The organism is Candidatus Chordibacter forsetii, from assembly GCF_964187505.1.
GTDB lineage: Bacteria > Verrucomicrobiota > Verrucomicrobiia > Opitutales > Seribacteraceae > Chordibacter > Chordibacter forsetii.
Genome location: NZ_CAXLML010000021.1, coordinates 1 through 19,041, shown reverse-complemented (window position 1 = coordinate 19,041; position 19,041 = coordinate 1). Strand labels below are relative to the sequence as shown.

At 42.9% G+C, this 19,041-nt stretch carries 18 protein-coding genes; 14 read left to right on the top strand and 4 right to left on the bottom strand.

What is annotated here, in order from left to right; translation table 11 throughout:
- Window positions 1–72 precede the first annotated feature (72 nt).
- Genes thiC through ACKPQ4_RS00720 form a run of 8 tightly spaced genes read left to right on the top strand, consistent with a single transcriptional unit; the run spans window position 73 to window position 7,405 of the window.
- Window positions 73–2,004 (top strand): phosphomethylpyrimidine synthase ThiC, encoded by a 1,932-nt coding sequence (gene thiC, locus ACKPQ4_RS00755; protein ID WP_407679297.1) that lies wholly within the window; start codon window positions 73–75, stop codon window positions 2,002–2,004.
- Window positions 2,001–2,204: a sulfur carrier protein ThiS gene (gene thiS / locus ACKPQ4_RS00750; protein WP_407679296.1), complete on the top strand. Its 204-nt coding sequence runs from the start codon at window positions 2,001–2,003 to the stop codon at window positions 2,202–2,204. Before thiC ends, thiS begins: the two co-directional genes overlap by 4 nt.
- Window positions 2,204–2,863, top strand: coding sequence for a thiamine phosphate synthase (locus ACKPQ4_RS00745; protein WP_407679295.1), 660 nt, complete (start codon window positions 2,204–2,206; stop codon window positions 2,861–2,863). The genes thiS and ACKPQ4_RS00745 overlap by 1 nt, the downstream gene beginning before the upstream one ends.
- Before the next feature lie 6 nt (window positions 2,864–2,869).
- On the top strand, window positions 2,870–3,505 hold the full coding sequence (locus ACKPQ4_RS00740; protein WP_407679294.1) for a thiamine phosphate synthase: 636 nt from the start codon (window positions 2,870–2,872) through the stop codon (window positions 3,503–3,505).
- 6 nt (window positions 3,506–3,511) lie between these two features.
- Entirely contained in the window at window positions 3,512–4,285 is a 774-nt protein-coding gene (locus tag ACKPQ4_RS00735) for a thiazole synthase (protein ID WP_407679293.1), read from the top strand.
- 8 nt (window positions 4,286–4,293) lie between these two features.
- Window positions 4,294–5,496 (top strand): 2-iminoacetate synthase ThiH, encoded by a 1,203-nt coding sequence (thiH, locus tag ACKPQ4_RS00730; protein WP_407679292.1) that lies wholly within the window; start codon window positions 4,294–4,296, stop codon window positions 5,494–5,496.
- Window positions 5,497–5,511: 15 nt separating this feature from the next.
- A complete protein-coding gene (moeB, locus tag ACKPQ4_RS00725) occupies window positions 5,512–6,654 on the top strand; it encodes a molybdopterin-synthase adenylyltransferase MoeB (RefSeq protein WP_407679291.1) in 1,143 nt (380 codons plus the stop codon).
- Window positions 6,647–7,405, top strand: a complete 759-nt coding sequence (locus tag ACKPQ4_RS00720) for a hydroxymethylpyrimidine/phosphomethylpyrimidine kinase (RefSeq protein ID WP_407679290.1) — start codon at window positions 6,647–6,649, stop codon at window positions 7,403–7,405. The genes moeB and ACKPQ4_RS00720 overlap by 8 nt, the downstream gene beginning before the upstream one ends.
- Here the strand turns inward: ACKPQ4_RS00720 and ruvA are convergent.
- From ruvA to dapA, 3 genes are read right to left on the bottom strand one after another with little or no spacing between them, the layout of a single operon-like run.
- Entirely contained in the window at window positions 7,402–8,034 is a 633-nt protein-coding gene (gene ruvA / locus ACKPQ4_RS00715; protein WP_407679289.1) for a Holliday junction branch migration protein RuvA, read from the bottom strand. The genes ACKPQ4_RS00720 and ruvA overlap by 4 nt on opposite strands.
- Window positions 8,031–8,780: a 4-hydroxy-tetrahydrodipicolinate reductase gene (dapB, locus tag ACKPQ4_RS00710; protein ID WP_407679288.1), complete on the bottom strand. Its 750-nt coding sequence runs from the start codon at window positions 8,778–8,780 to the stop codon at window positions 8,031–8,033. Before dapB ends, ruvA begins: the two co-directional genes overlap by 4 nt.
- Window positions 8,777–9,682 carry a 4-hydroxy-tetrahydrodipicolinate synthase gene (gene dapA / locus ACKPQ4_RS00705; RefSeq protein WP_407679287.1) on the bottom strand — a complete coding sequence of 302 codons (906 nt, stop codon included), beginning with the start codon at window positions 9,680–9,682 and terminating at the stop codon, window positions 8,777–8,779. The genes dapB and dapA overlap by 4 nt, the downstream gene beginning before the upstream one ends.
- A gap of 88 nt (window positions 9,683–9,770) precedes the next feature.
- Between dapA and lepA the strand changes: the two genes are divergently transcribed.
- The 6 genes from lepA to ACKPQ4_RS00675 all read left to right on the top strand — a co-directional run bounded on the left by lepA (window position 9,771) and on the right by ACKPQ4_RS00675 (window position 18,292).
- Entirely contained in the window at window positions 9,771–11,573 is a 1,803-nt protein-coding gene (gene lepA, locus ACKPQ4_RS00700) for a translation elongation factor 4 (protein ID WP_407679286.1), read from the top strand.
- 65 nt (window positions 11,574–11,638) lie between these two features.
- Entirely contained in the window at window positions 11,639–13,021 is a 1,383-nt protein-coding gene (lepB, locus tag ACKPQ4_RS00695) for a signal peptidase I (RefSeq protein WP_407679285.1), read from the top strand.
- Between the two features lie 41 nt (window positions 13,022–13,062).
- A complete protein-coding gene (gene malQ / locus ACKPQ4_RS00690) occupies window positions 13,063–14,601 on the top strand; it encodes a 4-alpha-glucanotransferase (RefSeq protein ID WP_407679284.1) in 1,539 nt (512 codons plus the stop codon).
- A 19-nt stretch (window positions 14,602–14,620) separates the two neighbouring features.
- On the top strand, window positions 14,621–16,423 hold the full coding sequence (locus tag ACKPQ4_RS00685) for an ABC transporter ATP-binding protein (protein WP_407679283.1): 1,803 nt from the start codon (window positions 14,621–14,623) through the stop codon (window positions 16,421–16,423).
- A gap of 628 nt (window positions 16,424–17,051) precedes the next feature.
- Entirely contained in the window at window positions 17,052–17,507 is a 456-nt protein-coding gene (locus tag ACKPQ4_RS00680; RefSeq protein WP_407679282.1) for a hypothetical protein, read from the top strand.
- Window positions 17,508–17,536: 29 nt separating this feature from the next.
- Complete coding sequence (locus ACKPQ4_RS00675; protein WP_407679281.1) at window positions 17,537–18,292, top strand: DnaJ domain-containing protein; 756 nt, start codon at window positions 17,537–17,539, stop codon at window positions 18,290–18,292.
- Here the strand turns inward: ACKPQ4_RS00675 and ACKPQ4_RS00670 are convergent.
- Entirely contained in the window at window positions 18,285–18,989 is a 705-nt protein-coding gene (locus tag ACKPQ4_RS00670; RefSeq protein WP_407679280.1) for an ABC transporter ATP-binding protein, read from the bottom strand. The two genes, ACKPQ4_RS00675 and ACKPQ4_RS00670, sit on opposite strands and share 8 nt — an antisense overlap.
- Window positions 18,990–19,041 lie beyond the last annotated feature (52 nt).

The window sequence follows — 19,041 nt, the reverse complement described above, 5'->3', positions numbered from 1 at the left end:
GGGAAAACTTTTTCTTTAATCGCTTAAGGAAAAGGCTCTACGACAACGAATGAATCTTTAAAAACATTCAGTATGATCCAAAAAGTCGAAGACCAACAACCACCAAAATCTCTTTTCCCTAATTCTCGTCGGGTTTATTTAAAGGGGAAACTTCACGACCTCGATGTACCCATGCGGGAGATCGAACTTTCCGATACTCGGCTCCCTGACGGTAGCATGGAAAGTAATGAATCAGTCAGAGTATACGACACCTCCGGTCCATGGGGTGATGCTGACTTTCATGGTGATGTGAATAAAGGACTTCCGACTATGCGACAGTCCTGGATTAAAAACCGTGGAGATGTTGAATTAATTGAAGGTAGAAACATCAAGCCAATAGATAATGGTTTCCTATCCGATCGGCACGACGAAAGATCACGTGAAAAATCCCAGGAACTCCCAGATTTCGACCGTTCGAAAGTCACCATCCTTCGTGCCAAAGGGGGTAAACCAGTCACACAATTGCAATATGCACGGGAGGGTATAATAACACCCGAAATGGAATATGTAGCAATTCGTGAAAACATGAAGTTGCAAACTTTGGCTAACGAACTCCAAACCTCTCCCGATGAGCTGACCAACTCTCTTAAACATCAGCACCCCGGCAATTCCTTTGGAGCCGCGGTTCCTCAAGAGGTAACTCCGGAATTTGTTCGCGATGAAGTTGCCCGTGGTAGAGCGATCATTCCGGCAAACATCAACCATCCAGAGCTCGAACCCATGGCAATCGGACGAAATTTCCTTGTCAAAATAAATGCAAATATTGGAAATTCAGCTGTCGCATCATCCATTGAGGAGGAGGTCGAGAAAATGCGGTGGGCAACCAAGTGGGGAGCCGACACATTAATGGATCTGTCCACTGGCAAAAATATTCACCGCACTCGCGAATGGATCCTTCGTAATTGTCCAGTTCCTGTTGGTACCGTTCCCATATACCAAGCCCTAGAAAAAGTGGGCGGAAAACCCGAAGAATTAAATTGGGATATTTTCCGTGACACCTTAATTGAGCAAGCTGAACAGGGGGTAGATTATTTCACCATTCATGCAGGGGTTCTGCTACGCTATGTTCCGATGACAAGAAACCGGATGACAGGCATTGTGAGCCGAGGTGGTTCCATTATGGCAAAGTGGTGCCTTTCACATCATAAAGAAAATTTTCTGTATGAAAGGTGGGATGATATTTGTGACATCATGGCAGCCTATGATGTGTCCTTTTCTATAGGAGATGGATTGCGCCCCGGTTCAATTGCTGATGCCAATGACGAAGCCCAGTTTGCCGAACTTAAAACCCAGGGGGAATTAACCACCCGAGCATGGAATAAGGGGGTTCAGGTAATGAATGAAGGCCCCGGACATGTTCCTATGCACATGATCAAGGAAAATATGGACAAGCAGTTAGACTGGTGCCACGAAGCCCCTTTTTACACGCTTGGCCCCTTAACCACTGATGTTGCCCCAGGTTACGATCATATAACTAGTGGAATAGGAGCTGCCATGATTGGATGGTATGGTTGTGCCATGCTTTGCTATGTGACTCCCAAAGAACACCTAGGCCTTCCTGATCGTCAAGATGTCCGTGAAGGTGTAATCACTTACAAACTTGCTGCCCATGCAGCAGATCTTGCTAAAGGACACCCTGGTGCCCAATACCGCGACAATGCATTATCAAAAGCACGTTTTGAGTTTCGATGGGTTGACCAGTTCAATCTGTCTTTGGATCCTGAAAAAGCCAAAGAATTTCACGATCAAACACTACCTCAAGATAACGCAAAGACTGCACATTTTTGCTCCATGTGCGGACCTCATTTTTGCTCCATGAAAATATCTGAGGATGTCCGAAGATTTGCAGATGAACAAGGGTTAAGCAATGAGACTGAGGCTATCGATGTGGGTATGGCACAAAAAGCAAAAGAATTTCTTGATTCAGGTGCTGAAATATATTCTGGGCCACCTCCAAAAGAATGAAGGTATTTCTGAACGATAAATTAAAAGATTTAGAAGATGGATTGGACCTTGAGGGCCTATCCATTGAGTTGGGTTTGGCCAACATGAAAGGCTGGGCTATCGCAGTAAACGAATCCATTGTCCCCAAAGAAAAACATAAGCTTACAACTTTACAGGATGGTGATCGGATTTTGCTCATACAAGCTACTCAGGGTGGTTAATGGAACACCCTTTAGCCATATTGATTTCCGCCGCATCCTTAAGGGATGGTGAAGCAGGTATAATATCGGATTTGTTTGAAGTGGGTTTGCAAAGATTTCACCTACGCAAACCAGATGCCACAGCATCCGAGGTAGCAAAACTCTTAGGTCAAATTCCCGATATTTATCATGGTCGGATTGTCCTCCATCGCTTTCCTGAGCTAATAAAAGATTTTTCGCTTTGTGGATACCATCATTACTCAAAAGAAAAACTGGTCGAAACGAAGGGGACGATTAGTCGTTCACTCCATAAACTTGATGAACTCAAAAATTTAAATGAACCATTAGATTATTGCTTCTTTGGTCCAGTTTATGAATCAATTTCCAAAAAAGGGTATATCCCCAAGGTTTCCCTGCCCGAATTGGGTGGTCTTCTCTACAACTTAAAAAAGGAAAGTTCTAAGAAACCATTAATCTATGCCCTCGGTGGAGTAAGAAGACGCAAAATACCTGAACTTTTTAACCTCGGGTTTGATGGTGTAACTTTACTTGGATCGATTTGGGGGAAAAAAGACCCGGTTGCTGCATTTGAACGATATCAATTTATTGAGCGCAGCGTTTGGGCTCAAAAGGAAAAGGAAAAAGGAATCCTACAAAGATTACTTGGAAAAGAAGATTGAGTGCCTATGAACAATTCAATCATGTGCCTAACCCGAGATTCCTCTGAGTATTCCCACGACCAGCAAGTAAAAGATTTTATTCAAGGAGGAGGGCAATTCATTCAGTTACGATCCAAATCCCTTCCTAGTGAAGTATTATACCAACAGGCAAATAGGGCGGTGACTTATGCCAAGGCATATCAGGCAAAACTTATTATAAACGACCACATTGAACTGACTCGTAAAGTAGATGCTCACGGAGTACATCTTGGTGCGAACGATGGATCGGTAGCAAAAGCTAGAAAAATTCTGTCTTCTAAGAAAATTATTGGAAAAACCGTACATTCGATCGAAGAAGCTTTATGTGCCAAAAAAGATAAACCTGACTATGTCGGGATGGGACCTTACCGAACCTCTTCCACAAAAAAAAATCTTCGGCCTGTTTTGACTAACTATCAATTTCAACAGATTGTGAAAATCCTAGACCCAATACCCGTCTATTTGATTGGTGGTTTGTGCAAAGATGATTTTCCATTGATCGAATCCCTTGGTGTTCAAGGACTCGCATTGTGCTCGGCTTTATTTTCCGGTAAAAACCTAATGGATCAGACAAGATTGATAGTTAATAAAAGCCGAGCCTATTCCCGTCTAACAATTTACTAATTTGCTATGAAAACTGACCCTTTAGAAATTGCTGGTGTTACATTTACTTCCCGACTGTTTGTAGGAACCGGTAAGTTTTCATCCGGTCAAGTTCTCCAAGAAACTGTAAGGTCAAGCGAATCAGAACTGGTCACCGTAGCGATGAAGCGTGCTAATCCACGGGGTCTAGAAGATTCAATCCTTGATTATTTATCAGATAAAAATATCAAAATCCTTCCAAATACCTCTGGTGTAAGGAATGCTAAGGAAGCTGTATTTGTGGCTCAAATGGCAAGAGAGGCTCTTAATACTAACTGGTTAAAACTCGAGATTCATCCCGATCCGAAATACCTCATGCCTGACCCCATTGAAACTCTTTTAGCTACAGAAGAGTTAGCCAAAGAAGGTTTTGTTGTATTGCCTTACTGCCACGCAGATCCCGTGCTTTGCAAAAGGCTTGAAGATGCGGGTGCCTCAGCTGTTATGCCTCTGGGATCTCCTATAGGAAGCAATCGCGGCCTGGATAGTCGGGAATTTTTACGAATTATCATCGAACAATCAGAGCTTCCAGTAGTAGTAGATGCAGGCATAGGTGCCCCCTCGCATGCAGCCGAAGCTTTGGAGATGGGTGCCTCAGCTGTATTAGTAAACACTGCATTAGCGGCGGCCAAAGATCCCTCCCAAATGGGAATTGCCTTCAGGAAATCGGTCGAAGCTGGAAGACTTGCTTATCTCGCTGGCTTAGGTGGGGAATCTCGCACAGCTCAAGCAACATCTCCGCTTACAAGTTTTTTAGACTAAATTTTTCCGTGACAAAACCCTCCTCTTTTTCACACTTTTTAAAAGGTCAGGACTGGTCCGCCCATTCATCGAGCCTCCAGCAAATTGGTCCCCAGCAAATTGAATTTGCACTCAAGCGGCAAGGGCAGGGCGGAATCGATGATTTAAGAGCCCTACTTTCTCCACTGGCTGGAGAAAAATACCTCGAAGATATGGCCAAGCTCAGTCATTCCCTTACCCGAAAGAGGTTTGGCCAAGCAATTCGACTGTTCGCCCCCATGTATCTGTCGAATGAATGTAACAATGTTTGCGACTATTGCGGATTCAGTATGCATAATAAGATTGCCCGCAAAACGCTGACCGATTTGGAAATTTTGCGGGAGGCCGGAATTCTCAAGAAACGAGGCTTTGATCATGTTTTGCTTGTAACTGGAGAGTCAAACCAACAGGTAGGTATGAATTACCTATCCCATGCAATTGACCTACTTCGTCCGCACTTTGCTAACCTCTCTATCGAAGTACAACCTTTGAGTTTAGATAATTATTCTTCACTCATTGAACATGGCATCCATGCAGTAATGGTTTATCAGGAAACCTACGATCAGGAAAGTTACTCCAGGCATCACCTCAAGGGAAAGAAAACAAACTTTGAATGGCGGCTTGATACTGCTGACCGTCTGGGACAAGCAGTCGTCAATAAAATCGGATTGGGTTGCCTTTTCGGTCTGACTGAAGACTGGAGGGTTGATGCTTTTTATGCAGGCATGCACTTGGACTATTTAGAAAGACGTTATTGGCAGACCAGTTATTCGATGTCATTCCCACGGATACGCCCCTATGAGGGAGATAACATTGTGGCAGTCGATTTAAAAGATCGAGATCTCGTTCAGTTACTATGCGCCTTTCGTATATTTAACCACGAATTGGAAATTACTCTATCCACGAGGGAAAGCCAACAACTCAGAGAAAATCTTCTCCCATTAGGTGTTACCACAATGAGTGCTGGTTCGAAAACCAATCCAGGTGGCTATGCAGAAGAGTCGCAATCCCTTGAACAGTTCTCCATATCAGACGAAAGGTCTCCGAGAGAAGTCTCCGCCATGCTAAAGTCCAAGGGTTATGATCCTGTATGGAAGGATTGGGACTCTTCCTATGATAAGCCTCGAATGACAAATTTTGATTCCCCCAGCTTAGAACAAACAAACTCCACTCAGGTTGCAGCTTCCTTTTAGCAGGAATTAATAAACATGACTGAATTGAATGAAGGCGAAGTTGAGCAGTATAGTAGGCACCTTTCCCTCAAGGACTTTGGACAGGAAAGTCAAATTAAACTAAAAGAATCGTCAGTTTTGGTGATAGGGGCGGGTGGATTAGGTTGCCCTGTCCTCCAATACCTAGTCGCTGCCGGTGTCGGCAAAATTGGCATCGTAGATAATGATGTGGTTGAATCCTCCAATCTACAAAGGCAAATTCTTTTCAACCATGATGACATCGGTGCTCCAAAAGCCAAGGTAGCGGCTGCCAAACTTACCCGCTTAAACCCATTCATCAAAATTCATCCCATTATTGAACGATTAAAGAAGGAAAACGCTGAATCCCTATTCAGTGATTACGATTTAATTGTGGATGGAACAGATAATTTCTCAAGCCGTTACCTGATTAATGATGCATGTATCATTTTTGGAAAACCTTTGATTCATGGATCTATTCATTTATTCGAGGGAATGGTCAGTGTATTTAACTTTAAGGATGGTCCCACCTATCGTTGCCTCTTCCCTGAACAACCTGATTCCTCAAGCATTCCTTCTTGTGCCGAAGCTGGAGTACTTGGCGTGCTCCCCGGAATCATTGGATGTATACAGGCAATGGAAGCCATCAAGGTGATCACAGGGCAAGGACAACCTTTATCTGGTAAAGTACTAACCTACGATTCTCTCTCCAACAGTACTCGCATGATTAATCTTCAAGCACTTCCCAAGAGCAGGGAGATTAAAGAACTCCCAGATGCATGTGAACCATGCGCAACCCCCTCTCAAAAAATGTGCCTGAATAAAGAAATTGTAGAGATTTCTGAGTATGAATTGAGAGAAATGATGGCAGAGAAAAAAGATCTGCAAATATTAGATGTCCGAGAAGACTGGGAAAGGTTGCAATCGAGAATCGATCCATCGTTACATCAACCCTTGGGTAACTTGGTTAACTCGTTACCTGTTTCTCCATTGGATTGTTTAATTCCAGAAAAAGATGTTGTTGTTTATTGTAAAGCGGGGGTTCGTAGCCGTATGGCTTGTGAAGCACTTCAATCGATAGGTTTTAATCATCTTTTTAACTTAACTCCGGGTATGGACGGTTGGATGAATACATTTCCGAAGTTTACTCATCGTGGATAAAACCACATCCAAAAAAATAGGCATCATTGGAGGAACAGATTCTTCGGGGGGTTCCGGTCTTTTTGCAGACAAAGAGACTATATATGAACTGGGCGATAGGCCCTTTGCCGTGATCAGTGCAATAACCCAGCAATGCAATTCATCCAAAATAAGAATTCATGCGGTTCCAGCTTTAGGTTTGGAAAGTCAATTAGATGGGCTACTTCAGGAAGAACTAGACGCGATCAAAATTGGTATGCTGCCAGACGAATCATCCGTCAGAAAGGTGGGAGAATTCTTAAATAAATCTTCCTGTACAAAAGTGATCTTAGATCCAGTTCAAATGACGAGTAATGGCCACTCCCTTATTACCGATAAAGGATGGGAATGCTTAATTAAGGATTTAATACCAAGAGTTAACCTAGTAACCCCAAACTTACAAGAAGCCGGTAAATTGCTTAATATCAATAACTCGGAAAAAATAAGCCCCGTTTTCCTCGCTAATGAATGCTCAAAACTTGGGGCTCAATCGATTCTGTTAAAAGGAGGACATGGTGACGGAGAGCAGTCAACTGACTTATTGGTTGAGGGTACGAGCCCAGTAATCGAATACAAATGGGAAAGAATTACTGGAGGTACAAAAGTTCGAGGTACCGGCTGTCGCCTTGCATCTGCCATCTCGTGCAACTGGGCAAAGACAAATCATCTTGCCAATTCCGTCAAAGAAGCAGGCAAGCACCTACAAAATTACATTCGCCTAAAGGCCGCTTAGCGACCTAACGCCTTACGGATTAGTTCTTCGGTTGTACAATCTTTACCCAGCACATCTGCTGCTCTTCGAACTGCTTGATCCGCATCCGTAGCCTTGTAACCCAATGTGAGGAGGGCGGAAACAGCATCTCCATAGATTCCTAAATCCTGGGAAAGTGAGCTTTCGTTATCTACTGAAATTGGACTGGAGGCATTTACTGCAGGAGAAGCGATCGTTGTACCCTTAGGCAGTACCTTATCCTTTAATTCAACCACAATTCTTTCAGCAGTCTTCTTTCCTAATCCCTGTGCTTTGGAAAGCATACCCACATCACCATGAGCGATTGAATTCTTAAGCGTCGGTAGGGAGAGAGAACCAAGAAGATTTAAGGCAATTTTGGGACCGATGCCTGAAACCTTATCCACAATCATCCGAAAAAAATCACGGGATTCCCGATCAATAAAACCATAAAGTGTTTGAGAGTCCTCACGATAGGTTGCCTGCATATGCAATCTCACCGACTCGCCAAGTGCGGGTAATTTCTCGGAAGTTGTCAAGGGAACATGAATTTCATACCCGATACCTCCAGTTTGAATGACCGCCAAGTTCAATTGGCACTCGATTAGTTTACCTTCAATAAATGCAATCATTTTGCCCAAGATGTTAGCCCCAGTACGTCCTGCATCGAATAGAGACCAGGCGAATTACCAACCACCCATTTTGCTGCCCTTAGTGCACCTGCAGCAAAGATTTTCCTGTCAGTTGCACGATGAGTCAGTTCAATCCTTTCACCCATACCTGCAAAAAGTACAGTATGATCACCCACAACATCTCCTCCACGCAGAGCGTGAGAACCAATTTCCTTGGCCGGGCGCGCCCCAACCATTCCGCTTCGCCCGTGAGCAATTTGATCATCACCAAGCTCGCGAGATTCTTTCAGAATTTCCAATAGCCGATCTGCGGTTCCACTAGGAGCGTCTTTTTTCAATCGATGATGCATCTCGATGACTTCAGGATCAAAATCAGATTGGCCATCCAGTACGCGAGCAGCTTGCTCGGTCAAATAAAAGAGCAAGTTTACACCTGTGGAAAAATTTCCTGCCCAGACCATGGGTATCTTCGAGGAAATAGCCTCGATTTCGGCCTTTTCACTCGGTTCATGTCCAGTAGTTCCAATCACCATAGGTTTACCTGCAGCTGAAGACAAGCGAGCGAGGGGAAGTGTCGCTTCCCGAAGAGAAAAATCAATTACTACATCGCAGGAATCAATCCCTTGCGCGGGATCATCCCCCAAATCTACCGGAAAAGAAATAGTACAACCATGCTCTTGAGAAATTAAAGAAATAGCTTGGCCCATACGCCCACCGGCTCCGCAAAGTAAAATATTCAAGCTCATAAAACTACTCTTTCAGGAATGGAAAGTTTCTCCCCTAACCCTTTCAACAAATCATGGTTTGCAGAGGAAGCTGCAATCAGAGGTGAGCGAACTTCGGAAGATTCAATCAGCCCTTTCATTTGCATAAGAGTTTTAACCGGAACGGGATTAGGTTCACAAAAAAGATCAGTAAACAATTGGTAGTTTGACAGATGAATTTTACGGGCTCTCTCATAATCACCTACCAATGCGAGGTTAACCATTTCCGTAACGAGCTCAGGAACTAAATTCGAGGCCACACTAACCACGCCCTTTGCACCGCATGCCATAAAGGGCAGGGTAAGACCATCGTCTCCGGACAAGACTACAAAATTCTCATCAATCGAGATCAAGGTTTCTGAGACTTTTGACGACCTCCCCCCCGCTTCCTTGAGGGCACAAACATGAGGGTATTTTTCACGCAGGCGACAAACAACTTCTGTAGAAATCTCAATTCCACACCTTGAGGGTATCGAATATAAGACGATTGGTTTTTCAGTGCTCTCGGCTAGGGCACTAAAATGAGCAAATAAGCCCTCCTGGCTGGGTTTATTGTAATAAGGTGCAACGAGCAGAAAGGCATCCGCCCCAGCATCATCAGCAGCTTGGGTAAGAGAAAGTGCTTCGGTAGTCGAATTCGCACCAGTTCCAGCAATTACCAGACTCTTACCGTTAGCACCGTCAATGCAGGTACGTATAACCTGTAGGTGTTCCGATTCTGAAAGGGTGGGGGATTCTCCAGTGGTCCCGCATGGAACTATACCTGAGACATCTGTCTCCAACTGCCTTTCGATCAAGCGTTCCAAATCTGCATATGCAACCGCACCATCCGACATTGGGGTAACCAATGCAGTGTGCACTCCGTGAAGTCGATTCTTGTCCATTGTTTGGTTTTATGAAATAATAGTTATTTACACTTAAGTGTTCTTCTTTGACTTTTGTCGAGAGAAACACGGGGTGGTCAACTTTTTAATGGTGGAAACGCAAAGGATTCGCAATTTTTGTATCATAGCGCATGTCGATCACGGCAAGACAACCTTGTCTGATCGATTACTTGAACGCACCCACACGGTGATGCAAAGAGAAATGAAAGAACAACTTCTTGATTCCATGGATTTGGAAAGAGAGCGTGGGATCACCATTAAGTGTCATCCCGTAACCATGAAATATCTGGCTAAAGATGGACAGGACTACACCTTTAACCTCATAGATACTCCAGGCCATGTAGACTTTGCATATGAAGTTTCAAGAAGCTTGGCCGCTTGTGAGGGTGCCCTGCTTTTGGTCGACGCCTCACAGGGAGTGGAGGCCCAAACTTTGGCAAATGCTCAACTAGCAGATGCTCAGGGACTTAGCATTATACCGGTTATCAACAAAGTGGACTTACCAAGTGCAGATGTGGATCGAGTTTCTAATCAAATCGAGGAGATTCTTGCCATACCAGCGGAAGAAATCATTCTTGCCAGTGGAAAGTCTGGAATTGGAGTGGATGATATTCTCGAAGCGGTTGTCCACCGACTTCCTCCTCCAAGATGGACGGACCATACAAAACCAAGAGCTCTTATTTTTGACAGCCAATACGACGCTTACCGCGGAGTTATTTGCTACCTGAGGGTATTTTCTGGAACATTTTCTGATAATGCCTCACTTTTGTTGATGAGTGATCAAAGGAAAACCCAAGTTAAAGAATTGGGAACCTTTGTTCCAACTCCATCCCCGAAGCCCACGCTTGGTGAAGGAGAAGTAGGCTATGTAGTCACCGCGATCCGTGATGTGGCAGACATAAAGATCGGTGATACCTTAACTCTTGCGGATACGCCATCAGACAAAATGCTTCCTGGATATAAAGAAGTAAGGCCTATGGTATTTAGTGGTTTATACCCTTTGGATACTTCGGACTATCAAAAGCTCAAGCGCAGCGTGGGTAAACTCAGGTTAAACGATGCCTCCTTTAGTTATCAGGCAGAAACCTCAGTCGCTTTAGGGTTTGGGTTTCGTTGCGGTTTTCTTGGTTTACTCCACATGGAAATTATTCAAGAAAGACTGAGAAGGGAATATGAAATCGATCTTATATCGACCTACCCAAGTGTAATATACCGAGTAACCCTAACAACAGGTGAGACCATTGAAGTGGATAATCCTTTAGAACTTCCGGATCCCTCCGAGATTGGAAAAATTGAAGAGCCCACAATTGTTGCCCGTATACATGCCCCCAATGAATCCATAGGAGATTTGCTTGCTCTAGTCACAGAAAAAAGAGGAACTTGTACCGACACAGAGACCATTGACGAAACCCGTGTCATGCTCACTTGCCATCTGCCTCTTAACGAAATCTTAGTCGATTTCAATGATCGTTTAAAAAGTGTGACTCATGGGTATGGATCCATGGATTACGACATGGACGAGTATTCTGAATCTGCCTTAGTCCGCATGGAGATTATGGTAAATGCTGAACCCGTTGATGCTTTCTCAACGATTGTCCACAGGGACAAGGCTGAATCAAGGGGTAGGGTGCTCTGCTCCAAACTTAAGGATATTTTACCTAGGCAATTATTTAAAATAGCCCTTCAAGCAGCGATTGGTGGAAAAGTAATTGCCCGAGAAACTATCAGTGCGATGCGCAAAGATGTTACAGCAAAATGCTATGGTGGTGATATTTCCAGAAAACGTAAATTATTGGATAAACAAAAAGAGGGAAAAAAGAGGATGAAACAAATCGGCAATGTAAACATTCCCCAGGAAGCGTTTGTACAAATACTTAAGAGTTCAAATTGATCCAATTTTCGTTTGATCATTAAATGATAGTTTCAAATTTCTCATTCTAGTAACATATGACCGTTATGAACGAAGACCGAAGAGCAAACCGCAGAGAAAAAAAGGGGGCCAAAGAACTTTTGCGCATCGGCTTAAAGGTATGGTTTTATCGAAAGGACCGATTACCCCCAATCGAAGAAAGAGCCTTACAAATTGCCAACCAAGGATTACGGGATGCCATCAAAACAAAAGCTATAAGCTCGAAGGAGCTAGAAAAGAAAGCACGAATTTTGGATGATGCACTTCGAAAATCAGGTGGTCATTACTATCACAAAAAGAATTGGGTGGAAAATGTAGAAATGTTCCTCGTTGCCGCAATTGTTATTTTAGGAATACGCAGCTTTTTTGTTCAGCCTTTTATTATTCCAACGAATTCTATGTATCCTTCGTTTTACGGAATGACCCCTTATGTTTATGAGGATGAAACGCCAAACTTTCTTGAACGGGGAGCGGATAAACTTCTACTTGGTGCCTCTCACTACAGAATGGAAGCCGAATCTTCAGGCACCCTATATTTGGTTCTTCAAAATGGGTCCAGTCACCGTTATGTTCAGGCAAATTTTCCAAATGGGCGGTTTTTCATTATTCCCACGATGGTAAGAGAATATGTCTTTGAAATTGGGGGGAAAGAGCACTCTATCAAAGTACCAGCAGAGTTTGATATGGATGAATTATTATCCAAGAAATTTGCCGGCATAGAAAATCTTCGCGATCTACCCATGGTAATTGCCCAGGATGAATCACTTAGCCGAGGTAGATTGAAACTTTCAGAAAGAAAGTTTGTGAAGGGAGAAATTCCACTAGCTTTTGATGTGTTGCTTGGAGATGCCTTGTTTGTTGACCGCATGAGTTACAACTTCATAACTCCAAAAGCTGGAGATCCGATTGTTTTCAGAACAGCCAGCATTGATCGATTTAACTATGAACTTGGAACTAAAACCTTTTCTCAGATTGGAGAAGATAAATATTACATTAAACGACTTGTTGGCGAGCCTGGGGATAAATTGGAAATGCGCGTACCTGAATCTATTTTTACCAATGGAACCGATGTAAGAAAAGGCGTACCTGGGATTTTATTTCGTAATGGTCAGCACATAAATGGATGCAATGCATTTGAACAAAATCGAAAACAAACCAATTTTTTTGCTGAATCATTTAAAGATGAACTCATTTCAGGTTATCCAGGTTACCGGGCTGATGGACTTCTATCCAACCGATCCATTTTAAAAGTCCCTCACAAAAATGATTCTGATAATCCAACTGGATTAAATGGTTACTTTGCGATGGGCGACAATTCTACGGATAGCCTGGATGGAAGAGCCTGGGGCTTTGTTCCTGAGAATGAATTAGTCGGCCGTGCACTATTTGTTTACTATCCCTTCACCAAACGCTGGGGTTTTAGTGAATAGTTCGCACAATATACATTATGTCTAATAAGGATTTCTCAATAGTGCCCTCTGTTCAGAATTTACCCCAATGGTTAAATCATCGAGCGGCTGGTGTACTACTACATCCAAGTTCACTACCAGGTGGATATGGCATAGGTTGCCTAGGTCAGTCTGCCCGTGATTGGATTGATTTTTTATCGGATGCAGGTTTTTCCTACTGGCAAATGTGTCCAGTTGGACCCACTGGTTTTGGAGATTCACCCTACCAAGTATTTTCTTCATCAGCCGGAAATCCATACTTTATAGATTGGGAGCCATTAATCTCACTTGGATACATAAGGAATGAAGATTTGCATTCAATTAATCATTTTGCTCCCTTCCAAGTGGATTATGGATCTCTATGGGAAACTTTTTTTCCGCTCATGCGGGTTGCACACAGAAATTTCCTTAAGAATTCACTCCCTCTTGAAAAGAAGTACGGCAGCCTCGATGAATTTAAAAAAATACATACCAGCTGGCTTGATCCCTTTGCAAAATTTCAAACTCTCAAGACCAAGAATGATTTAAAGCCTTGGTGGATGTGGGATGATGAAGATAAAAATGCTGAAAAATATCGAATTCCTGATGCATGGTCAGAGGAGTATGATTTCCATATCTTCCTACAATTCATTTTTCGCTCTCAGTGGGAAATCATTCACCAATATGCAAAATCCAAGAAGGTATCACTCATAGGAGACTTGCCCATTTATGTGGCTCCGGATTCTTCAGATACTTGGAACAACCCTGAGCTTTTTCAAATAGGTAAAGATGGCAAGTTTCAAGCTGTTGCCGGAGTACCACCTGATTATTTTAATGAATCCGGTCAATTATGGGGAAATCCGTTATATGACTGGGAAAAGATGCATACCAATGGCTACGATTGGTGGGTTAACAGAATTCAAGATCAACTGGATCTTTTCGAAGTTGTGAGAATCGATCACTTTCGAGGATTTCATGATTACTGGTCCATTCCAGAAGGATCTACAGATGCAAAAAGGGGGGAATGGGAAACAGGTCCCGGCGCGAAGTTTTGGGAAAAAATGAAAAAATCATTCCCCCTCCTTCCCTTCTTAGCTGAAGACTTAGGTGACATCAACAAAGGGGTTCGAAACTTAAGAATTTCTTCTGGGTTACCTGGTATGGCGGTACTTCAATTTGCCTTTGATGGAAACCCACAAAACCTATACCTCCCGCATAACCTATCAAAAGACCTTGTTCTCTACACCGGCACTCATGATAACGACACCTCTGGCGGATGGTATTACTCGACCGATGAAGAAACCCGTTCCTTCTTTCGAAACTACCTTAATATCGATGGATCCACCCCTGGTTGGGATATGCTCAGGCATGCCTACCGCAGCGTTTCTCAACTTGTTGTAGTGCTTGCACAAGACTTACTCTCATTAGGGAGTGAAGCCCGACTCAATACTCCAGGAGAACCTTGCGGAAACTGGCAGTGGAGAATGACGGCGGAGCAATTCACCAACCTCAGAAACCATTCATGCGGTTATCTCAGAGAACAAGCTATTCTTGCAGACAGGTTCAGGGAGAAGCTAAGGTAGTATCATAATATTTGAGTTGATGAAAAAAAATACGCAAGCCCGTTCAGATTACCCAAAGATATCAAGCTTGCTTCCTTATTTTTTACACCTTAAGCCTTACTGGATTCCCTTTACTGGTGCACTATTTTTTGGGGTGATTTATGGAATTTCAAGTGGTTTTGGACTTCCCTTCATGACCGATCAAATATTCCCCAAAATTTTCCCATCCAATGAAAATGCCATCCGGTTAACAAGTTGGGAGATTTTCATTTATGTCTGCTGGTTTCCTTTAGTCTTTCTGATTCGTGGGGTCAGCAGCTTTTTTAACTCTTATCTCATTAACTTTTGTGGGATGAAAGTATTGGAAAAAATACGGATTGAAGTATTTGCCAAAATCCAACGCCTCCCCCTTTCCTTTTTTCAACGCCACAAATCTGGAGACTTGCTCAGCCGCGTTACTGCAGATACCGCTCAACTACAGTCTGCCGTCCTTTCAGTTAGTAATGATTTGATCCGTCAACCCATCACATTTATTGGTGCGATCACAGCCCTGACCGTGATGGCCTTCCAACGGGAAGGTATGGCCTTCGTCCTTCTTTGCTTAGTGGCGATTCCTCTTTGTGTATTCCCTATTCGAAAAATTGGCTCATTGCTGATGAAAAAAGCACTCGATCTTCAACAAAGAGCAGGCGGCTTATCCTCGGTTTTGAATGAAAACCTATCCGGACCCGCAGAAATTCGCTCACTTAATTTACAAGATCGTGAAATTGGGCGCTTTCGTGAACAATCTGAAAAATTTTTAACCGCTCGGATGAAAGTCGTCAAATACTCTCATATCCTGACGCCGTTAATTGAAATCATCACCGCTACCGGAATCTCAGTAGCTATTTTCCAAGCCGCCCGCACATCTATTCATTTGGATGCGGTAATTCCAGTAATTGTGGCCCTCTACATGTCTTACGAACCAGTTAAAAAACTCGGATCTATCCACAACACGATCAAAGAAGGCTTAGCATCGCTTAAAAGATTACATGAAGTGCTCTATGCAGAGGAAACGATAACTGAACCACAGTCCCCCACCCCGCTCAAGAAAATCAATGGAAAACTAGAGTTCAATAATGTATCGTTTCATTACCCACTGCTTGAAGAGGGAAAGATAAAACAGGCAACAGCACTTGATTGCATGAATTTAACAATTGAACCAGGTGAAGTAGTTGCAATCGTTGGACCAAGCGGTGCAGGAAAAACCACTTTAGCCGGATTGCTCAACCGCCTGCACGACCCAACATCAGGAAATGTGCTCCTGGATGGCAAGGACCTTCGAGATCTTTCACTTGTGGAACTCAGGGAAGCAATTGCGTCCGTCCCACAAAAACCTTTTCTTTTTGACGATACTATCGGGGAAAACATTAGACTTGGACAATCTATTCATTCGACGGGCACAGTTGAGGATGCTCTTAAAAATGCAAACGCCTGGGAATTTGTATCCTCCATGGGTATGAAAACCAATCAGAAAATTGGGGAAAAAGGAAGCCGGGTTTCAGGAGGTCAATTACAAAGACTGGCTCTAGCTCGGGCTTTTTACCGGAACTCCCCTATCCTTCTTTTGGATGAAGCCACATCTGCACTTGATACAGAAAGTGAAGAAAAAATACACCAAGCCATGAAAAAGCTTACCCAAGGGAAGACCACTATTATGATAGCCCATCGTTTTAGTTCGATTCGCTTGGCAAACCGCATCTTAGTAATGAAAACTGGAAAGATCATTGCCGACGGTTCTCACGAAGAAGTTTACAAAAATTGCCATCTTTATCGCACACTTTTCGATAACCAGACTGAATAATTTATTTTAGCAATCCGAGCTTTCTTTCTTCTTCTGAAAGCACTGGATATAGATCTGCAAACCGTCGCTTGGAGGGCCATTTGGAAAAGACTCTGTAGGTTTTAATCGCATTGGAATAACCGAACGAAAGAAAGTAAGTGAATGGCAACAAAACCAACTGATCAAAGGCAACTCTAACCAAACTCCATGAGATTGATAAAAAAGAAGATAACCCGAATGAAGGACAAAAAGTAGTGTCGAAAAAGGCCCACCCGCTAAAATAAAAAAATATTTGTACTTCGCTAAACTTTTAACAGAAAAGGTTGTTAAGCCCTCCTGACCATGTCTAAGAGAAAATTCAACAGATAAATTCTTCCCCAACCTGAAAAACTTCCCGCCAGGTCTGCCGACTCGAAGCGTTACCTCACTAGAGGTCAGAAAACAGGCAACGAGTGAATGACCAAGCTCGTGAAAAAAAGTTGCCAAGGGACGAATTAACCAAATTCCAAGCCAGGCTATCATAATATAGGGAATACCGCTCAAACTAAAATAATCAATGGATGACATGGAAAAGATTTAAAATTAAAAGAAAAAGGATTGATACAGGATGGTGCTTAATGCAAGGTTTCGAGTTGTTGATTGATCATTCATGTTTCGTTTTTTTAAGCAAGTATTCTCAAGTAAGAAACTTGAAGTGCGGGTGCCTCACGCTCGTGGATTACCCCTTACCGACATGAACCAATACGGCGAAGAAGCGGAATCCAGGCAATGGATAGGAGTCGACTTGGATGGAACGTTAGCTGAGGCTGAAGCATGGAAAGGTTTTGAGCATATCGGAAAGCCAGTACCCAATATGGTTAAAAGGTTAAAGATTTGGTTGGAACTTGGTTACCGCGTTAAAATTGTTACCGCACGGGCACAAAACCCCGACCTAGCAATACCACCAATATTAGAATGGTTAGAAAAGCATGGTCTTCCACAGTTAGAGGTAACCAATGCTAAAGATATGGACATGATCGAATTATGGGACGATCGGTGCGTTCAGGTTATACCCAACACAGGAAACCCAATCGGGCCTAATCCTGACCCCTACCGGCAACGATAATCTCCCAAGGTTTTAACCTACTGGAAAACTTGAATTGGTGGGGCAAAATTGTCGGATCGGGAGTCGGTATGCTCGCTGGTCCCTTATCTGCATTGATTGGGGGTGCTATAGGGCACTTCATTGATCATAAAAGTAAAGAACCTGCGGAAGAAAAAAGAGCTAAATTAATGTACTACGCTTATTTTTTTTCTTCTGCAGCAAAAGTCGCCAAAGCTAATGGGAGCATCTCAGAAATGGAAATTCTGAAGGTTGAAAACTTGATCCAAAAAATGAGCCTTGCACCTAACTTGGAAAAATTTGCCAAAGATATATTTCGCAAAAGTAAGGTAAACTCGAGGCACATATCTGAAGACTTTAAGGAGTGTGCCAAGCTCGTTCGTCATGAGCAATCAATTGCTTATTCTTTCATGGGCGGACTTTTTGAAATTGCCACATGTGATGGAGTTCCATCAAGCAAAGCACAAATAAAATGCCTACTATTGGGGGAGAAATATTTCAAAATGCCTCCCGGAACAATCCGCTCGTGGTATGCTGGGGGATACATCACTACCCCTTCAGGCGAGCCAGGCGACCAACTCAAAGAATGCTTCGATATTTTAGGCGTCTGCCCCAACGCAAAACATGAAGTAATCAAGAAATATTACCGAAAAAAAATTAGCACCTTTCACCCCGATTTATTAGAAAGTAAAAATTTACCTAAGGAGTTAATTATTTTGGCAAAGGAACAAGTCATTCGAGTGAACTTAGCCTATGAAAAAATAAAAGAAGTTCGTGGATTCAAATAACTATCCTACCATCTTCCATCCAATATTTTCGGTGCGAAAGGTCGGCAAGTTTTTCGTTATGAGTTACAAGTATGACCGATAAACCAGTTTGCTTAGCCATACGATCAAGCAATTCGAATACACCTTCTGAATTTGAACTGTCCAAATTCCCCGTTGGCTCATCAGCAAGTAAATACTTCGGTGAATTGGCTAAAGCACGAGCAATGGCCACTCTTTGCTGTTCCCCGCCAGATAATTTATAAGCGGGGCGTTGAGCCTTACTTTCAAGGCCAAGTTCAGACAATAGCTCATTGGCTTTTTGATTAGCACTGTACTCGTCTTTGCCCTGTTTTAAGAGAGGTAGGCGAATATTCTCAATTGCAGTTAACTCTTTAATTAAAAAATGAAACTGAAAAACAAATCCTATAAAATGATTTCTAGCTTTAGTTCGCTCATCATCCTCGAAATTTTGAACTTCTAAATCACCCATAAATACCTTTCCTGAATCCGGACGATCCAAAAGTCCCATTAAATAAAGCAGCGTACTTTTCCCACAACCTGAGGGACCAGCAATAGAGGTAATTTCTCCAGGTTTAGCTTCGAGGCTAACACCATTTAATACCTTTACGGTTCCGTTCGCCTCTGAAAAAGAATGAAACAAATTTTCTACTCTCATGGAACCATTAGGCATCATTTTATTTTTCTGAGAACAATCCATTACAGAGTCTCTCTAATAATCTTTGCCGGTTCTATACGAGCAGCACGACGAG